Origin of the sequence: Mesorhizobium sp. C120A, assembly GCF_030323105.1 — a bacterium.
Classification (GTDB): domain Bacteria; phylum Pseudomonadota; class Alphaproteobacteria; order Rhizobiales; family Rhizobiaceae; genus Mesorhizobium.
Genome location: NZ_CP100476.1, coordinates 2,390,769 through 2,408,363 on the forward strand (window position 1 = coordinate 2,390,769; position 17,595 = coordinate 2,408,363).

The 17,595-nt window shown below is 59.6% G+C and carries 16 protein-coding genes and 1 pseudogene; 7 read left to right on the plus strand and 10 right to left on the minus strand.

Annotation, left to right across the window (positions count from 1 at the left end):
* Nucleotides 1–3: 3 nt before the first annotated feature.
* The 3 genes from NL532_RS11705 to NL532_RS11715 are packed head-to-tail and all read left to right on the plus strand — an operon-like array spanning nt 4 to nt 3,301.
* Entirely contained in the window at nt 4–1,257 is a 1,254-nt protein-coding gene (locus NL532_RS11705) for a YcaO-like family protein (RefSeq protein WP_023828040.1), read from the plus strand.
* Nucleotides 1,254–1,967, plus strand: a complete 714-nt coding sequence (locus NL532_RS11710) for a TfuA-like protein (RefSeq protein ID WP_023828039.1) — start codon at nt 1,254–1,256, stop codon at nt 1,965–1,967. The genes NL532_RS11705 and NL532_RS11710 overlap by 4 nt, the downstream gene beginning before the upstream one ends.
* Nucleotides 1,967–3,301 carry a hypothetical protein gene (locus tag NL532_RS11715; RefSeq protein ID WP_023828038.1) on the plus strand — a complete coding sequence of 445 codons (1,335 nt, stop codon included), beginning with the start codon at nt 1,967–1,969 and terminating at the stop codon, nt 3,299–3,301. Before NL532_RS11710 ends, NL532_RS11715 begins: the two co-directional genes overlap by 1 nt.
* Nucleotides 3,302–3,639: 338 nt before the next feature.
* Here the strand turns inward: NL532_RS11715 and NL532_RS11720 are convergent, their stop codons facing one another.
* On the minus strand, nt 3,640–4,641 hold the full coding sequence (locus NL532_RS11720; RefSeq protein ID WP_050590913.1) for a hypothetical protein: 1,002 nt from the start codon (nt 4,639–4,641) through the stop codon (nt 3,640–3,642).
* 705 nt (nt 4,642–5,346) lie between these two features.
* On the opposite strand from NL532_RS11720, the gene NL532_RS11725 reads away from it, so the two are divergent.
* A complete protein-coding gene (locus tag NL532_RS11725) occupies nt 5,347–6,534 on the plus strand; it encodes a DUF3800 domain-containing protein (protein ID WP_023828036.1) in 1,188 nt (395 codons plus the stop codon).
* A gap of 408 nt (nt 6,535–6,942) precedes the next feature.
* On the opposite strand, the gene NL532_RS11730 is transcribed toward NL532_RS11725, so the two are convergent.
* Both NL532_RS11730 and NL532_RS11735 read right to left on the minus strand, forming a co-directional pair.
* On the minus strand, nt 6,943–7,416 hold the full coding sequence (locus NL532_RS11730) for a methyltransferase family protein (protein ID WP_023828035.1): 474 nt from the start codon (nt 7,414–7,416) through the stop codon (nt 6,943–6,945).
* A gap of 21 nt (nt 7,417–7,437) precedes the next feature.
* Nucleotides 7,438–8,333, minus strand: a pseudogene (locus NL532_RS11735) (NAD(P)/FAD-dependent oxidoreductase).
* 229 nt (nt 8,334–8,562) lie between these two features.
* Between NL532_RS11735 and NL532_RS11740 the strand changes: the two are divergent.
* Entirely contained in the window at nt 8,563–9,210 is a 648-nt protein-coding gene (locus NL532_RS11740; protein WP_023830115.1) for a TetR/AcrR family transcriptional regulator, read from the plus strand.
* A 408-nt stretch (nt 9,211–9,618) separates the two neighbouring features.
* Here NL532_RS11740 and NL532_RS11745 read toward each other — a convergent pair whose 3' ends face one another.
* The 3 genes from NL532_RS11745 to NL532_RS11755 form a co-directional block, all read right to left on the minus strand.
* Entirely contained in the window at nt 9,619–11,034 is a 1,416-nt protein-coding gene (locus NL532_RS11745) for a trypsin-like serine protease (protein WP_023830114.1), read from the minus strand.
* Nucleotides 11,034–11,534: a hypothetical protein gene (locus NL532_RS11750; protein ID WP_031203569.1), complete on the minus strand. Its 501-nt coding sequence runs from the start codon at nt 11,532–11,534 to the stop codon at nt 11,034–11,036. Before NL532_RS11750 ends, NL532_RS11745 begins: the two co-directional genes overlap by 1 nt.
* 148 nt (nt 11,535–11,682) lie before the next feature.
* Nucleotides 11,683–12,078 (minus strand): hypothetical protein, encoded by a 396-nt coding sequence (locus NL532_RS11755; RefSeq protein WP_023830112.1) that lies wholly within the window; start codon nt 12,076–12,078, stop codon nt 11,683–11,685.
* A gap of 822 nt (nt 12,079–12,900) precedes the next feature.
* Between NL532_RS11755 and NL532_RS11760 the strand changes: the two genes are divergently transcribed.
* Nucleotides 12,901–13,779, plus strand: a complete 879-nt coding sequence (locus tag NL532_RS11760) for a DUF4365 domain-containing protein (RefSeq protein WP_023830110.1) — start codon at nt 12,901–12,903, stop codon at nt 13,777–13,779.
* Here the strand turns inward: NL532_RS11760 and NL532_RS11765 are convergent.
* The gene (locus NL532_RS11765; protein WP_031203568.1) at nt 13,755–14,201 is read right to left on the minus strand and encodes a hypothetical protein; all 447 of its coding nucleotides are present in this window, start codon (nt 14,199–14,201) and stop codon (nt 13,755–13,757) included. The genes NL532_RS11760 and NL532_RS11765 overlap by 25 nt on opposite strands.
* Nucleotides 14,202–14,619: 418 nt before the next feature.
* Between NL532_RS11765 and NL532_RS11770 the strand changes: the two genes are divergently transcribed.
* Nucleotides 14,620–15,480, plus strand: coding sequence for a DUF3800 domain-containing protein (locus NL532_RS11770; RefSeq protein WP_023830108.1), 861 nt, complete (start codon nt 14,620–14,622; stop codon nt 15,478–15,480).
* A 450-nt stretch (nt 15,481–15,930) separates the two neighbouring features.
* Here the strand turns inward: NL532_RS11770 and NL532_RS11775 are convergent, their stop codons facing one another.
* The 3 genes from NL532_RS11775 to NL532_RS11785 form a co-directional block, all read right to left on the minus strand.
* Nucleotides 15,931–16,413 (minus strand): hypothetical protein, encoded by a 483-nt coding sequence (locus tag NL532_RS11775; protein WP_023830107.1) that lies wholly within the window; start codon nt 16,411–16,413, stop codon nt 15,931–15,933.
* Between the two features lie 298 nt (nt 16,414–16,711).
* Complete coding sequence (locus NL532_RS11780; RefSeq protein WP_023830106.1) at nt 16,712–17,185, minus strand: hypothetical protein; 474 nt, start codon at nt 17,183–17,185, stop codon at nt 16,712–16,714.
* 15 nt (nt 17,186–17,200) lie between these two features.
* Nucleotides 17,201–17,593, minus strand: a complete 393-nt coding sequence (locus NL532_RS11785; protein WP_023830105.1) for a hypothetical protein — start codon at nt 17,591–17,593, stop codon at nt 17,201–17,203.
* Between the last annotated feature and the right edge of the window lie 2 nt (nt 17,594–17,595).

Sequence of the window (17,595 nt, forward strand, 5' to 3'; positions counted from 1 at the left end):
CCGGTGATCAAGCAGGCGGCCGATGTGGCCGCAGCGCTGGCCGCGCTTCGGATGCTTTACGCAGATCTGCAATGCGGCAATCCAGCGGCATGCAAAAGACTGTCGCGCGCGATGCTCGAGCCGGAGTTGGCACGGCTCGGCATCACACGCGTCGGGGATATCACTGGCTTGGACCACATCGGCATTCCGGTCTGGTTCGCAGCCAGGCCTGCCTCGCGGTCGCTATGCATCGCCAACGGCAAAGGGGTCACCGAAGAGGGCGCATGGCTGTCGGCAGTGATGGAGAGCGCCGAACAAGCCATCGCGGAGGAGGCATCGCTTCTCGTCAGCTTCGTTGCCAGCCGGGCCGCCGTCGCCCGGCAGGGGCTGCGCAGCATACCACTCGAGCGGCAGACCCGCTGCGCAGCTCGCCGCCTGACCCAGGAGGCCGAGCTTGGCTGGGTGATGGGCCTGTCGCTGAGGACGGGCGAGCCGGTATTCGCGCCTTATGAGCTCGTCGGCATGGATATGGTTTCCTCGGCGCCGTGGAATACGCGCGACTTTCGAATGTCGTCACTCGGCCTTGCCGCGGGGGGCGACCTGGGGAGCGCCATCCTGCACGGGCTGCGGGAACTGGTCGAGGAGGATGCCATTTTCGGTCCGCTTGCCGGCGGCGCGCCGGCCGAGCGTCGCGACGTGATCTTCAATCGTCCCCGCGCGACAGGGATCGCTTGGGCGATCGAAAAGCTGGCGGGGCGGGATATCGAGGCACGCTTCGTGCAAGTCTCGGACGACATCGCCATGCCGGTTGTCATGGCCGCCCTGAAGCCTCGCCATGGAGATCAGGCCGGCCTTGCGTATTTCTGCGGATCAGCCTGCAGGTCCACCGTGGAGGATGCCGCGTTAGCGGCCCTGCTCGAGGCTGTGCAAAGCCGGCTGACATATATCTCTGGGGCGCGAGACGATCTCTATGCCGAGGAGTATCACCGGCAACTGAGACCGGGGACCGAAGCTCTTTTCGGCGGCCACCGGTTCTCCGACGAGCGGCCTGCTGAAGAATCTGGCCAGGATGGATCGGATGACCTCGCCGTGCTTCTTGCGGCAGTGTTCGCAGCAGGCATTGGCGACGTCTATGCCTTTCCTCTCGGCGGTTGCCGCTATGGCTTCGAAGTCGTGCGGGTCCTGGCCGACGATCTGGTTGCCTTCGAGGCCGTGACAGGCAACGCCCGCACCGGCCGAGCTGGCGACAAGCTGTTGCGCAGGTGGATGCATTCGTGAAGCCCATTGTCTTTGCCGGACCCAGCCTGCACGGCCTCCAGTTGCCGAGCGACAGCTGCGTCGAGCTCGCGCCGCCGGCGGGTTGCGGCGATCTGCTGAGGGCGGCTAGGGAGGGCCGTGGCGTCATCGGGCTCATCGACGGAACGTTCGAGTCCGGCCCGGCCGTCTGGCACAAGGAAATCCTGTTCGCCTTGGCGTCCGGCTGTACGGTCCTGGGGGCGTCCAGCATGGGGGCCATTCGAGCAGCCGAGTGCGCGGCATTCGGCATGATCGGTATCGGGCAGGTGTTCGAGGACTTTCTCGCCGGCAGGCGAAGCGCCGATGCGGACGTCGCCCTGATCCATGGGCCGATGGAGCTCGGCTATGTCCCGCTCAGCGTAGCGCTGGTCGATGTGGAAGACGCGGTCGCCCGCATGCACGCGGCCGGAGAATTGTCCGATACGTTGCGCGACGAGATCGTTGGCCAGGCGAGAGCCATGTTCTTCAAGTCGCGAACGTGGCCCAGCCTGCTATCGGCAGCCGGAGCGGACACTGGCTGCTCGCAAAGGATCACGCGCTGGATTGCAGGCAACGGCCCGGGATTGAAGGCCCGCGACGCCCAGCTGCTCCTCGAAGCACTGCATGGAACTGGGCGCCGGGACGGCCGTATCGACACGGCGTTCCTGGAAACAAGGTTCTTTTCCAAGCTGATAGCCGGGATGGGGGATTGATGATGGACACGCGTGGACGTTTTACGGCGGGCGCCGTGCTGGTGCTCGCGTTCGTCACCCTTCCGGTCGTTTGGTATCTTCGACCGGTGCCCGCTGCCGGCAAAGAAGGAGAACCCTGCGCATATGGCGCCGCCTACGGAATGGTGTACGACCTGGCGACGGGCGACGAGGTCAAGGTCACTCCGGATACCGTCGGGCCGACGATGACGCAGGTGCGCAATTGCGCCGAAGATCGCCTGGTTGATGCCGAGCGAAGCAGATATGCGCAACAGAGCCAGCTGTTGCCGATCGCAAGCGCCGGCGCCCACGCGGTGGAACGCGATATTGTCCTGGTCGAACTCGCGGCAGCAATCTCTGTCGACGTTACGGTGGACGAGCAAAGCCGCATCGCCCGGCGCCTTTTGGCTCAGATCGGAGGAAGCAACGTCAACGAAATCGTCGAGCACAGCGGCGCGAGAGACCTGTTGGCCGCGAATGGCTGGGTCACGCAGACGCCGGGCAAATACGCGCAGTACGTCAAGCAATACCTGGACAACTGCCGAACGGCGCAGGTTCCCGTGCCTGACGCGATATCCAGCGGAGGGCACTGGTCCAGTCCCTTCGATCTCGCAGCCGATGCAGGCAAATACTTCTTCGGCAAGGACATAAAGAAGAAATTGACGCTTTGGAAATACGACGCGGGCAGTCAGGGCATGTGCGTGACCTTGCTGCGCGAGGCGTATCCGGACGAGCATGGAAATCAACCCGTCCCGCTGATTGGAACGATCTGTACGGATGCAGGCCGAAAATATGCCTGTTTCTTCGACAATATAGTTTACGGAAAAGATGGAAGTACCCAGCGCATCGACGAAGCGACGATGCTTTCAACCAGCTTTGACCAACTTGCACATCCAGCCGATTACGATGATGATTGCAACCTGTGCCATCTTGGAGACAATCCGCTCATCGTCCATCCAGGAATGCGCTTGGGCGAAATTCTCAATCCGAATGCCGACAAGACAAATAGCGATCAGTTCGCATTCGTAGAGTTCGGCGCGCCGCTGCTGAGTTGGATCAACCCGGCGCCTGTGGATTCGACCGGAGAAGGCGGTGCCTGCATGAGGTGCCACGATATTCCACGTACGCGCACTTCCTACTGTTCGACGGTCCTTGGCAACGCCGCCAACGACACCATGCCACCAAGCTGGCACCACGGAGAGAACGATGAGTTCTGGCCCGACAAAGATGGCTGCTTTTCAGACTCCGTGAGCGGCCTCAAAAGGTACTTTGCGAGCATGCGAAGGTTGAAGTCGGTATGCGACGGAGTTCCAGAGAAATCCTGCCCCGAGAAATAGCTTCGTGGGATTTCGGCGCAATCGAAATCGATTTTGCCAGTGGTTGCGTACTCGCCCGTCACAAGCAGGCCCCTACCTGGCCACTACGGCGAGATTTCGCGACTCGCAGAGCGGTCAGATGGGCAGGGGCCATAGGGTCGGGTGGTTTTCTGCCGGTCGGCCTTTGGATCAATGATGCGCAAAGCTGCCTTTTTAGGTAGCCTGAGAATGCGCCTTCGAAATCAAGGGCCTTCCTCTGCCACGGGTCTCTAGGAGGCGATCTTCGAACATCAAGAACCAGACCAAGCCGAACTCGCTTCGCCCATAAGGGGTGGATGTTCCACACGTCCCTCGGGACTTCAGACCTCCAGCAGGTCGCGAAGTCTCGAAGCTTCGTTGAGGATCGCGCGTGCTGGTGATGCCGCTCTAGTCGCGGCGTTCGAATCTTGAGTCGGCAGTTCGGGGAACAGCAGGTCGAACCTCACCGAAGTGGTTATGTGAGTTCGGTGCGTTGAACCGCTTTGTTCCGACTGGACCGCCTGCCCTTCGAAGCACCCTAGAATCCCGGCAAGCCCTGTGTCGTCAGTGATGACCACGCACTGCGCGAAGGTAGTCTGTCCCTCCGGATTCGGCTGTTCGATAGCGAGCTTCCGTTGCAGGAAACGCGAGATCACCATGATGTCGGCCAGCGAGTTCTCGGCCTCGAAACGCGTGACGTCAGCCTTGAACTTCAGGACTTTCTTCGCGGCGGCATTTCCGTAGAGGCTGCCCAGGACGACCAGCACCACCGGATGACTTCGCGCAATCGATAGCCCATCCGCCTCCTTCAGGATTGCTTCGGCCGTCTGCAACCGCCTCGACTTCGCAATGGGGTTACCGAGCTTGAACCGGCCGTTGATGACCCTTAAGAACTGCAGGTACGCATCCTGCGCCAGTTCGTGCGGCGTGCCGCGGAGATCGCGCGCGTAGCCGATGAGGAAGTCGTCCTGCTCAATCACGCGGGCATGCGAAAAGAAGGCGCGAATGGCCGCTACGTCCGCGCAGATCTGCGCCTCCAGCTCCTGGTCGGTCATCCGACTGCGCGGGTCGTTGACCTTCTCGATGAGCGCCAGCAAGTAGGAGAAGGAGTTCTGTGGTCGGTCGAGCCTTCTCAGGCGATTGACCAGGTCCGCCTTTCTGGCATCGTGCTCGACCGATTCACGCGTCAGCTTCACGACGTTCGCGGCACAGATGTCGAGGAAGTATAGCGTCGGACCGTCGTCTGCCCAAGATTGCAGCCAAGATTCGATTGCGGGGCTGCTGGCGAACGTCATCGACGGCTGAAACCGACGAATTTCCTGATCTGATCCCGTCGGCGGCATCACGCTTCTCCCTGCAACCACCGATGCAGAAAGATCGCAAACGGCGCGCTCTATGGCACGTCACTGCAGGTTACTGGCGAGGGACGCAGCTGGCAACGGGCGAAGCGACACACCTCGGCTTGCCAAGGCTGCGCAGGCCGCAGCCTCTAGTTTCGCAGTCAAGGAATGAATTGACCGCGACGCGATCTCTGTGGCGGCTCCAGCGTCTCTAGCGAAGGTCCGTTCCGAAGTTAGGGCGAACACGACTGAGGTGGCTGCAAAGGGGGCGTTGGCCGAACGTCGGCCTTCTCAGTGTCTCGTCCACAACCGGACAGTCCGGAGTCAGCGCAGGATCTGCCTCTGGAAGTCCCTCCCAGCCTCAGTCGTTTAGGTCGTCGTCAACGTCCAAGACGGGGTGGATTGCTGACCGACCGCTTTTGGCCATCAGTATTGGGAAGCGGCCATTCAGGCGACCGTCGTACGTCGACGGGCAACAGCCCTATCGGCCGTACAAGCAATCCTAATCGACGCCAGAAACAGATGTTCTGCGGCGCCAGGCCAATGCGCACGCACTGCGCCACAGAATGGCAAGCGCGCCTCGTTTTGCACAACCGACGGTGGTCGCTTGCGGTCCATGGGCGATGTACGGAAGTGTATTATGAAAAGAGTTGGTGAATCTGCCGCATGTTATGCTACAAGCCGCGCCCCTCTGACTGGAGAAAAGGAATGTGGGCGTACGTAGATGAGACAGGCAACACGCTGAATAACCTCTTCGACGAAGAGCAGCCGTTGTTTATCACCGCAGCCTTCATGACCAAGACAAATTTCGACCTCGTTGCGAAGGCGAGCATCGCTGCCATTGCCAAGAAGGTTGGTACGAACGCCTTGCATGCGAACGTCCTCGGTGTAGCCAAGATCGAACAGATCGCGCCCGACCTCCTGAAGCTCCTGAAAAAGACGGACTGCCGCTTCTTCGTCTCCCGCGTCGAGAAGAAGTACCTCGCCGCCTGCAAGGTGATCGACGTCTATTTCGATCAGGGTGAGAACAAGGCGGTGCCGTGGTCGGCTTACTGGCTTCGCCATCTGCGCCTTCTGCTTACGTTCAAGATGGCGAGCTTCGTCATTACGCCGGAAATCGCGTCGATCGTTTGGGACTGCGTGACGGCCAAAAGTGAGTTTACCTCGAAGAAGCACTTCGTTCAGGGCGCAGAAGCTATGCTGGATAATGTTCAGTTCGTACCTGATGCCCGCAGCCGCGAGATCATCACTGACGCGCTTGAGTGGGCGATCGCCAATCCGGAGGAGTTCTCGACCCATATGTCAGAGAAGGCTCGGCGGTATCAGCATTCGCCGAATTTCGTAGCGTTCACGAGCCTGCTGGAGGGTCTGCAGAATGCGTCGGAGCGTTGGAAGCGGCCTGTTCGCGAGATCGTCCACGACAAGCAGGCTGAGGTCGAAGAGGTGTTTGCGACCTGGCATGCGACCGTCTCCAAGCCCGAGCTTGCGAATACAGAGGGACTTTTATGGCCAGGCGAAAGCAAGCCGTTGATGGTCCAGAAGGTGACCGGGAGCACGTTCCGGACGGCCACTGAAGAGGAGAGTGCAGGTCTGCAGGTGGTCGACGTCGTCCTGTGGTGCTTCAAGCGCGTCTTCAGCGGAAAGGAAATCGGACAGGACACTGCAAAACTGCTGAACTGGGTTATGCAGCGCGCTTACCAGAACGATTTCTCGTTCGAAGGCGTCGGTAGGCAGGTTGAAGCCGAGCTCGGCAAAATTATGGATGCCGACATGCCTGAGGAGCAACTCGCTGAAGGGCGCAAGCTGTCGGCGGACATGGAAGCACAGCGTCAGGCTCTCGTCGCCGCTCACGGCATCGAGAAGGCAGGGAGGCGAACTGAGGGTGTGGTCACTTGACGGCAAATAGTTGTGGCGGTCACCCGACTACGCCGACAGTCGGGCGTATCGGGAACGGCGGCTTTCGCGAAACCGTCGATGACCTTGGAACGACCACAATGAGGTCGACGGCTGCCGGAAGGGGGCAAGTATCGAGATCGCTGGATGTGGTCGGCTTGACCGGGGTGGAAAGCGGACTGACTGGTTTTCGATCCACGACCTGAGAAGGCAGACGTTCTCAGCCGGTGGATGGTTCTGGAAACCGTGCAAGACGAGTGTCCGGTTGACCAACGTATCGCCACCTTAAGGGTGAAAGGTGCCGGCCGGCCAGTCGGTTCGCCGTGACACAGGCCCGATGCCGTCACGATGGCCTGCGGCCATGTCAGGCATGACGATTTCTCGGCCCCGCAGGCGGCAGCGGCTGGCTAGTCAAAACCAGCGGCGAACCTCGTCCTTATAGCGGCGGTAGTCGTCGCCGAACTTCGCTTCGAGATAGCGCTCCTCGCGGTCGATCACCTGCGTCTGGATCGCGATCAGCACCAACGGGAGCAAGGCGAAGGCGATCGGCCCGTCGAAGCCGATCGCAAGGCCGGCATAGATAAGCGCCATTCCGAGATACATGGGATTGCGGGTCCACCGATAAGGACCGGTCGTTGCGATGAGGGTCGTTGGCTGCGACGGCGGAACGTTGGTGCCCAGCCGCCGGAACATCCCCGCCGCCGCAAGCATCATCGCCGCGCCGGCAACGAACAGCGGCGCGCCCGTCGCGACCAGCAACCGCCAGTCGATGCCGAAAGAGCGCAGGGTAACGAATTGCTCCGCCGCCAGCCCTAACAGCAGCGCTCCCAGATAGACGAAGGGCGGAGGGAAGCGCACACCCGCGCTGTCCGGTTCGACGGCCATGCTCATCTCCAATCTGTGCTCTCAAACCAGCATCGACTGCTGGGCGGAGATCCCAGCCGTCGCGCCGTGCGATATTGCCAGGGTGACCGATGGCGGCGTGAGGGGGTTGGCGAGGTCGCCCGCGGCGTAGATGCCGGGCATGCTGGTTTCGCGGCGCTCGTCGACCTTGAGGATTACGCCGAGGGGCGTATCGACCGTGGCGAGGCCCAGTGATTCGTGCAGGCTTGCGGACGGCTTGTTGCGCGGATGCGCGAACAGGATGTCGACCGCGACTTTGGGGCCGGTATCGAGCTTGACGGTGGCGTTATGCCCCCCGTGATGGGCGATCTCGCTGATCCGGCCGTCGACGACAGGTATGTTGCGGCGCGCCAGACCGGCCCGGATATCGGGCGGAATGTCGTGACCATCGGCGAAGACCGTCAACCTGTCGGTCCAATCGTGGAACAGCCTGACCTGATTCATCGACTGTGGGCCGGACCAGACGAGGCCCCAATGCTGGCCGGCGACTTCAAAGCCGTCGCAATAGGGGCAGGGCACGATGGACGTGCCCCAACCTTCGGCAAAGCCCGGAACATCAGGCATCTGGTCGGCGACGCCATAGCTCAGGATCAGGCGGCGCGCGCCGAGGCTTCCGCCATCGCCAGTGAGGACGGAGAAATCGTCGATGGCCCCGGAGAGGCTGTCGGCCCGGGCATTGACCAGCTTGATCGTGGGATAGCGCGCCAGCTGCCGCCGCGCCTCGGCCAGGATGTCCAGCGGTGGCTTGTGATCGTGGCCGAGCAGGCCATGCGAGTGGCCGGCGAAGCGGTGCGCGGCAGGCCGGTATCGAGAACGGTGACCTTACGGCGGGCACGGCCGAGTTGCAGGGCACCGGCGAGACCGGCAAAGCTGCCGCCGATGATGATGACGTCATCCATGATGGGCTCCGTGTTGTGGATGGAGGGGGTTGGGTTGGGCTTGGCGGTGGCTTGGGCGCGAGCGATGCCGATGGCGGAAAGCGCCGCGGCCAGCTTCAGCAGGGTTCGTCGTTGCATGGGTCTCTTGTGTTTCAGGTCGGCGATCGTCCGACAAATGCGCTTGCATATTTCAGATACTAAATGGTATCGTAATGCGAGAATTACGATACTGTCAAGGACTGGAATCGTCGTGATCGAAAACAGACAAGGCCGGCGCGGCCGGCCCGCCAATGAAGCGCTTGGCCTAACGATCGTCGACGCCGCGGGAGAACTCTTTGCGGAACTGGGTTTTCAAGCGACGACATTGGACAAGGTCGCCCAGCGAGCGAAGATCTCCAAGCTCAGCATCTACAGGCACTTCGAGAACAAAGAGGCGCTGTTTGGCGCGGCGTTTGCGGCCCGCTGCCATCAGTTAATACCACGGGCCCTTTTTGAAGGCGTCGACGGTTCGGCCGAAGATCAGCTCATGGCGGTGGGATCATCGCTGCTTCGCACGCTGTTGCGGCCGGAGGTCCGCAATGTCGAAGCCATGGTCATGGCCGACACGACGAATCAAAAGTCGTTGAGCAAGCTCCATTACGAAGCCGGCCCCGCCCTCATCATCGCCCAAATCGAGACCCTGTTGCGTCACTTGCACGCGAAGGCGGTTCTAAACGTGCCCGATCCTCTCCGGTCCGCCCGCTTGTTTGCCGCGCTTTTCAAAGGGTCCGATCTCCTGATTATCGCACGCTTCGATGAGGCGAGAGCAGAGGACGATAACGAAATCGAATCCTATTGCCGGTCGGCCGTCGCCATGTTCATCGCCGCGCATAGTGGCAACAACCAACCAGACGGATAGATTGGTCGACTTCTCCATCGACGTCCCCGGCGACCTAATCGTCAATGCGTCCAGCGTCGGCCCGGCTAACCAGCCCTGGTGAAGCCCCCTCGCCCCACTCATGTAGGAGAGAGGCTAGCTTTAACGCTGCAGTGTCTGCTCTCAGGGAGATCATCCAGGGGCCTGAATGACTGGGATGAGGTCGATGGCCGAACGTCGGCTTGTCGCGAAACCGAGCCGATTCCGGACAGGCCGCAGTCGGCCCCGCACGCGACATTCAGAGATGGTCTGAGGAGGACCGCTTCTGGTGCGACTTTGACCTTGTTGGCATCCGAGTTCGTGCAGCTGACCACAAGTCCCCTCAATCGTCCGCTGTTGCGGACAAAGGCGGTGAGTTGGAAGGATAGATACTGGCAGCCGATCCGGCCTCTATTGCAATCGGCTGTCGATCCACTGGTTATGCGCGTCAACGCGCATCTCGATTCCGCGCGTACAATTCTGATCTCCAGCCGAGGTAATGCCGACCAAAATAAGGTCGCCGCTCTTCTGCTCACGCAGAAAGGCTGGGCCGCCTGAATCGCCGCTACAGGTGTTTGATGCCTGCCCTTTGAAGTAGAAATTGAAAGTGTCGAGGTCCGAGTAACGCCATGTCGCTTCCCGCTTGACGCCGGCGCCAGATCCCTTTCCGCCTTTCATAACCTTGAGGCCAAAGCCGACAAAGGTAAGCTCGGCGGAATAGCTCTTCTTGATATCGGACCAGGTCGGGTCGAGTTTGTGTAGCGCGGCATTGGGAGCGCCGATGTCCGCAGCGGTGTACATGAGGCCGATATCATGCTGGATTGAGTTCCTGGTGCGCTTGTATTGGATGCCCATTTCGCCCTTCGGAAAGGCCGCGTCGACTACCTGTTTCAGGGCGCCATGCTCGAAGACGCTATTGCCAAGAAACAGCTGGACCTTGCCTTCAGCTATCGCGGTTTCGTAGCCGTCGATGCAATGCGCCGCAGTCAACACCGTACGTTTGCCGACCACCACGCCCGAGCAATGGATCCTGCCGTCAAGCAGAATACCGACGACGGAGTCGTACAGGCCGTCCGCCACCGGCGTTCCGCCAAGAATGTACGGATCGAGCGGCTCTTCGGACGCAATGATCGCATGGGGGGTAACGCTGACCTTGACGGCCGATGAATGCTCAGCTCGGCTCTCGCAGCAACCGCCGGCATTGCTTGCCGCCACGTGAGTGCCGACCGTCAGGAAGTAGACGTCCCCTTCCTTGGGCTCCACGTTCAACGCAGCCGCGTGGCTTGAGTCGACCGAGGTGGTCGTGCCGTCCGGCGCCTTGAGCCCAATCGACAATTCGCTCGTGGCGCCGGTTGCCGCCACGGCTATCGTATAGGCGGAGTGGTTGAGCTCTTGGCTGAACTCGATCTTGGTTACGCTGACGGCACCGCCCTCGCTGCGCGCAGTTGTATCGTGTCCGTCGATAAGGACGCATTGATCGTTCGGACCGCAGAAGCCGCATGTGCGGTAATGTCCGCCCGCAGCAAAGGCGGAGGCACGCAGCTCGACGAACATACCATCGGCGCTCTGATCGGAGTACGAGACGCCGGCGTCGGCGGATGCCGTACTGAAGCGCCCATAAGGGGTGCACATGCTCGCCATGGTCCCATCGGCCCGTGTGCTGACCGGGCCGGTGCCGCTAGCGGTTTGCGGCTGGCCGTCGGATACTGAGGAAAACGTAGTGTTCGTCGACGTCGACGAGATAGAAAAATCCGCAGCCAGAACGCAATTGGGGAGCATGGAGGCAAGCGCCGCGATCGTCCAGAGGATCGTTCTGGGGGAGCGCATCACCGGCCTCCGCACGCACCGGATTCGGTGCAGGAAAATATTGTGATGTCGCCGCCGTCCTTGCCGATCTTGGCGGTCCCCGGCGCATTAAGCGTCGTGGTGTAAATGTTCTTGAACTTCAGGCTGATCGTGTTCTCGCGGTAGCCGGTAGAGGTCTGTTCGCCAGTCACGGTGGCGCCCAGACCGACACCCGCCAAGGCCGTGTTGGCAACGTCCACGGTGAGCTTCTGCGAGCCGCCCTGGGTGGCGTTTGCCGTCACCTTCAATGTCGCGTTGACCTCGTCGATGAGAAGGCCCGCCCGCATATGATTTTGATCGAGCTCCTGCTTCAACACGACCAAACTCTTGCCGATCTCGCGCGTCGCTTCGACCAGCGTTATGTTGCTAGGTTTCGCCACGTCGACGGGGGTGTAGGCTGCGCAGGAACACAGGCCAAGCAGCGAGGCTGCACCCACACAAACATTGGTTATCTTGGGAAATACGCGGAACGATATTGGCATTTTTCTCCTCCTTGGTTTGTTCATGACAGAGCCGGCTAATTCTGCGAGATACCCAGCATGCGGCTGAGAAGACGCTAATCATCGGGCGCGACGATCGCGCCGATGGTGACGAGTTCGCCCTCGAGCGGAGAGGGTGTGATAGCGCCGGTCAGTGATCAGCGATGAAGGCGCCGGGGTTGGTCAACGCGGTAGGAAAATCCACGCCGCCGGCGCGAGGGCGCGGCACCCTCCCGGAGAGCCGTTCGGCGGCGTCGATTACGGCCTCATCGAGGTTCCAACGATCGGATTTGAGTTGGCGCGACAGTTCCGCATCGCAGGTCTCGATATCGCGCCCTGGGCAGGCGAGCGCCCAAACCTTCAACGCCGGACGCGTACGCGGCTTTAGAGCCATGCGTGTCCATTTGCCGTCGGCCATATAAATCGTCTGGTGGCTGTCTGCCGGCGTAGTCGCACCGTCGATGCAGAAGTCACCGATGAAAATTCCTGCCGCGCCAGTCGGCGTTACGGCGGTGAAGATGAAGAGAAGCAATGTGAGGACGCGCATTTGAACCACCTGTGCCTCGACCGCGTTTCAAGATCGCAAGGCAAGCCGGTTCGCTTGGGAGGATGCCAGCGCGACGGAAGGAGCCGTTGTGCTGGGGACGAACCGGCATTGGATGCCTTGGCCGCAGCCCGCCGTTCGCTTGCGGGTTGCTGACAGAGCGCGTTGTCTCACCAGTGGCGTGACACGGGCGTTACAGGTGGTTTGATCGGTTACCCGTGCAAAGGGGGCCGGCAGCGTCGAAAGCGAGTTTCCTTGGTCCAGTGCTCGCCAATCGTTCGCTGTTGCGGACGCGCGCAGGACTGCGCTTATCCGCTATTTCCCGCTATTTCTTCTTTGGGGCGCACCGATCCGTTGCCCGGGTGAAAAATCGAGACAGGCGTTCGCTCCACAAATGAGGAACGTGCTGCCTCCACACGCGGTGGTCACCTATAAGGTTGTTCATGGGAGCTCCGCAGTAACGCTGCGCCTGCATCACATGGAAACCCTGGACTGGGAGAAGATATGGATGATGGTGAAAAAGGCTTAGGCTAGGGCTAGACTACACAGGCGCACTTTTGAACGCCGTTTTTTATTTCCAGGTGAATTGCGTTTTCGAACGCGTGCAAGCAATCTCCGCCCGCTATGGTCACGGTGCATCTGATTCCCGGAGACATCCGCGAAACACACGAGATCCACGAGTGGCGCAACGCCGCTGGCGGGATTTCGACCGCGCATCCGAACGAGTGGGCAGATCTTATCGGGGTGCCTGACGATAACTGCAAGCGGACGTGGGCGACCTATGCGAAGCACAGCGCTTCGCGATCGCCTGCTGCGGAGTAGCCAATGGCGAGCGTCGTTGGTTCCGCCCTAACGGAGCGAGAAGGCGTTATTGCCGCCGACACGATCTTCACGAAGCAATTCCGCTGGCTCTTTCGAGAGCAAAAGGTTCTGGATTTCGGGGTCGATGCCGAGGTCGAGATTACTGAAGACGACATGCCCACTGGCAAACTTATCGCGCTTCAAATCAAGAGCGGCACCTCGTTCTTCAAGCGGGAAATCAAAGAAGGGTACGTGTTTTACGGAGAAATGCGCCACCTAAAATATTGGACGAACCACGTCCTACCCATGTTTCTCATTCTCCATAACCCGGAAACCGGCGTTACCCTTTACCAGCGAATTGAAGAGCGCCTTTGCAAGGTAACAGATAAAGGGTGGAGCATTGTCGTTCCTCGCGATAACGCGCTCAATGCCAGCGCCGCAGGGGACCTTGCAGCTGGCCCCGACCTGGACGAAGAAGGCCAGCTGCGCCTCCGCTTCAGCCTGGACGCGCCTCTGATGGAGCGCTTTGTTGGCGCCGATGCCAAGATGATCTGGGAATACTGGTTCAATAAAAGCCTGAGCCTCCGCAACGCCCGCTTCATCTTTGAGGACGAAGAGCCGATAAAAGTGGGAGGCTGGTATCCTACTGATGACATCGGCCTCGCCATGCAGAATCTATTCCCATGGCTCACCTATCAATACGAGGACGATTCCACCAAATGGGATGTTTCCGGCGAAGCTGACATCTTTACCCTCCTGGTTTCTTTGAGGCCGGAAGCTAAGGCCTATCTGGAAGCCGAAAGATTCTTTCGAGAGGGCATTACCGACGAAACGCCTGACCAGCCCATCCGCGACGATGAGGAGGATGATGGTTGGATTTACCGCATTCGCGACGACGACTGACTATCCCTTTTCACCTGCTCAAAAAATTTGCGCATTACGTCGGCGGGAGTCTGCGGAAGCTCTATTCGGCTTTTGACAGTGGCTTTCGTCACAAGGATTTCCATTTGAGGCGCCTCGGCGCGGGGGCCATTCCAATAGCGTGCTGCAGTGGCGTCTTCCAGTGGCTTACCCTCCTTCACGGCATCTTTAAGCACTGTGTAGTATCGCAGGTCGCCAGCGTGAATGAAATCCGCTTCATCGTATTCCATTGTGTAGAGATATTTTCTCGGGGCAGAAGTTTTGCCACGTAACTTCCAAAGGTATTTTGCCACCCGCAAGTCCTGCCACAGATACAGCGCGCCCTTTCTCAGAGCCTCACCCTCCTCGTGTGCAGCTCTTAGAAACAGCTCGGCCTTTTTCTCGATTTCGGTCAAACCGTCCATGTTATCGCGGCCAGACACAACGATCCGGCGATCTTCATAGTCCTCGTTTGAACAATGATACCCGATCGGCACGTACAACCCCCACCTGCGCCCGATAGAAAATGCAGGTCGGGCTTATGGTAATGGAGCTTTCTGGCGTTCGTAAGCGCCTGCGGGCACATTTCCCCGCTTAACTTCGCCAGGGTCGGCATTCTCTTGCCAGTAATCCTGAAAGCTGCCAGGCCGATAGCGGCCCCTAGGCTGCCGAGCAACGATGCGCCGCCCCTTGGCCGTTCGGCACCGTTCGCTTCTGCCCAAAGCTGCGGTCGGTTCATCTCGCTCGTAACCACGTCCGTGAATGTGTACGGATGGGGCAGGTCGGACTTAGCCGTCCGCCGGGATTCCGGCTAAATTCTAACGGATTGCAAGGAGGCGACCGTTGATAGAAGGAGCTATCTACGTCGACGATTCCGGAAATCCTGGTGTCGATTCGGGGTCGGACTTCCTGCCCTCCTCGCGAAAATCTTGGACCGCCGTGATCGTGCCGTCGGCGATCGCCGGCGTCGTTCAGGGCGCCATGGATATCTTCCTGAAGGGCGTACGGGACGAGTTTGGCGCCGAGGAATTGCACTTCACCAATATCTACAGCGGCGAGGGGCCGTGGAAGTCGGTCAACCCCCCTAGGCGCGCGGAGATGCTCGGCATCATGGCAGATCTCATGGATCGGCTCAGCCTCCCCATCGTGCACCAGACTGTCAGCGACTTTACACTTCTTGATCATCCGGATCTTCTGCGCTTCCTTGAAGGCAAGCGCGTCGGCGGCTGGAATCTAGAAGACATCTCCCACTTCGGACTCTTGCTGCTTTGCTCCCAGGTTTCGATTCAAATCCGCACCATGAAGGACGATTGCCCCCAGGCCTTCGAACTTCCTCTCCCCCTCTACGTCGACGAGGGGGTCATGACTGCGGGCCGCGATCGCAAGTTGCCAAACTGGTCGGACGTAATCGAGGGGCCGAAGGCGTGCTTCCGCAGATCTGCAGATGTCCCAGGTATACAGCTGGCCGACTTCGCTGCCTTCATCATCACCCGGTCGCAATGGGTCGCGGCGAATAGGAACCCGGGGCCAATGTTCGGCAGGGCAGACGAGCTAATTCTCCGCGCCGCAGCGAGACTTAACATCCTGAATCTGCCAATGCGTTGGACGACTCCGGGTGAGCTTGAACGACGGAGCTATGAGGACTGGCTTTCCGCCGATAGGGTTGCGAAGGGTCTCCCGCCACGGCCTCTCGACGGCAAGTGAATGCACCTGGCTGGTCTGCTAGCCCCCGATCCCGACGGACTGTGGCGAGCGAAAGACCTGCGCCCAAAGGATTACAGAAGTTGAGGCTTACCGATTACGCAGCTCCACGAAGGGGAAGGAAAGCAACGTCTAGGGCTAATCACTCGAGGTTCTGTTCCCCGCCATATACCATTCACTCCGGCCGAGGTTGACCGACCGAAAACAGACGTCGTCGAAGTCCCACGATTGGAACGGAACAAAGAGGCGTTGAACCGCCTTCGGCGAGGATGGGGGTGGCACGGACAAGGATATGCGCGGCGGGCGCACAAGCGAAGCGGGAGCCGCATCCTTCTTCGATCCGTCGCGCCGGGGATCTTCGCCCGTGTGTGCCGAAAACTCTGGCAGCGGATTCGGCCGAGCGAATGTGAGATAGAGTACGTCCGCTGCAAGGGGGCACGCAACGTTGAAAGGCTAGCTGAAAATTGGAGTATCCCAATCGATTTCTGAGAAAACTCGGTTTGCGATGAAGTTCATGAGGGCGATACCGGCCGGCAAGAATCGTGCTGTTCGATCGTAGGTGAAAGGTGCAGGCATCTGGTGCTTGTTGCCGTGAGCGACGTTGTTGCGGAGTTGAGCGTAGCTACGCGAGAGGAGCCAGTCCCAAGATGCTATTGGCTCGTTGTCGCAATCCCAACCAAGGCGACCGTCGTGCTTTATGACGAGGTATTGCGGCGCCGTTTGAGCGAAAATCTCGAAACCGGAACTGGCAAAGTCGAACGAGTGAAAAGGGAAATTTGCTTCGACGCGTTGCGCCACTCGTGTCCAATTGACGCCGGTGATGACGATGAGCCCACCAACGGCGTTTGTATGGGCTAACGATGCGTCTCGATTGACTAAGAAGAACTCAAACTTCGAGGCCTTCAACATGAAGTCGGCAATGTCTTTCTCTTCCATCGCAATCTCCCTTAACTAGAAAGCCTCATTGTAACCGAGCCCTGCAGGCGTGCCGAACTAGATCAACGCGCCAGGCGCACCGCCGGACATCATCGAAGAGAGTGGCCCAGCATCATGGTCACCGAGCGCGTCGGCCCATACTAGGTCAGTTTCAGAAGGGGATACGCTCGTCCTGGCGGAAGGAACTGAGACCCGATGCCATAGCGGGCCTGCGGCGTTTGTCCGGCTTCAGGGCTGTTGTTTGTGGGTTGCGGAGGGCAGCTTTCAGTTCCAGCTTGATTAAAGCTACCAACCGTCTTTAAGGCCGATCGACTTCAATTCCTACCGATCTCAATCGTGCCGCTGCGGCATCCAACACCGAGTCGTCAAACCTGTCAGGATGTCGCAGGGCGACCGCTTCGAAAGTCAGCTGGGCCATTTGGCGTTCGATGAGCATGAAGAAACCCTCCGATGGTTTCGCGCCAAGGATCAGATCCTTGATCGTCTCTAACTCGCCCACTCGGGCGATTTTTGGACGTGTTCGCCCCAACCGCGTCGTCCTTTCGCGTTCGCCCGTAAGGGTACCTTCCAACGCGTGGATGCTTCGCCATACATCGTGCTCAAATGTGCCCGGCTTTTCCGATGGAAGGATTTCATAGAGACGCAAATCAGCTGCGCGGGCAACAGCCTGCTCGCCTTTTCGACGGGCATTTGCGGCGATTTGCCTGAGGCTCTTCGGATCAACGCACCCCTCTATCATCTTCATGGCGCGTGCGGCGGCAATATGGGTCATGGTCTTGCTTTCTGCTCATGCGACGGGGAGAGATTGAACAAACCGGGCCAATCGATCGGCTTCCCGGTCTGTCAGATCGTGGGGCAGATCGATTCTAATCTGAAGGCCGGGGCGGAGATGGAAGCTGTGTTGGAGCATACCCGCCTCATTCGCAGGAGCCTCGGCCAACTGATCCGGGTTTTCCAGGAGATCGATCGCAGTAGCGATCCGCTCAACATGCTGAGTGCCAACGTTTGCATTCCTGTTCATCAGATTATGCAAGAATGTTCCACTGAAACCAAGTTTGCCACCCAAAGCGGCATAAGCCATCCCGGTTCTTTGTTTGACCGCCACAAGGCGTTGGATCGTTTGCGGCGTCAACGGTCCATTGGGGAATTGCTGGTATTTGGTAGGGTCAAAAGTAGCCATTT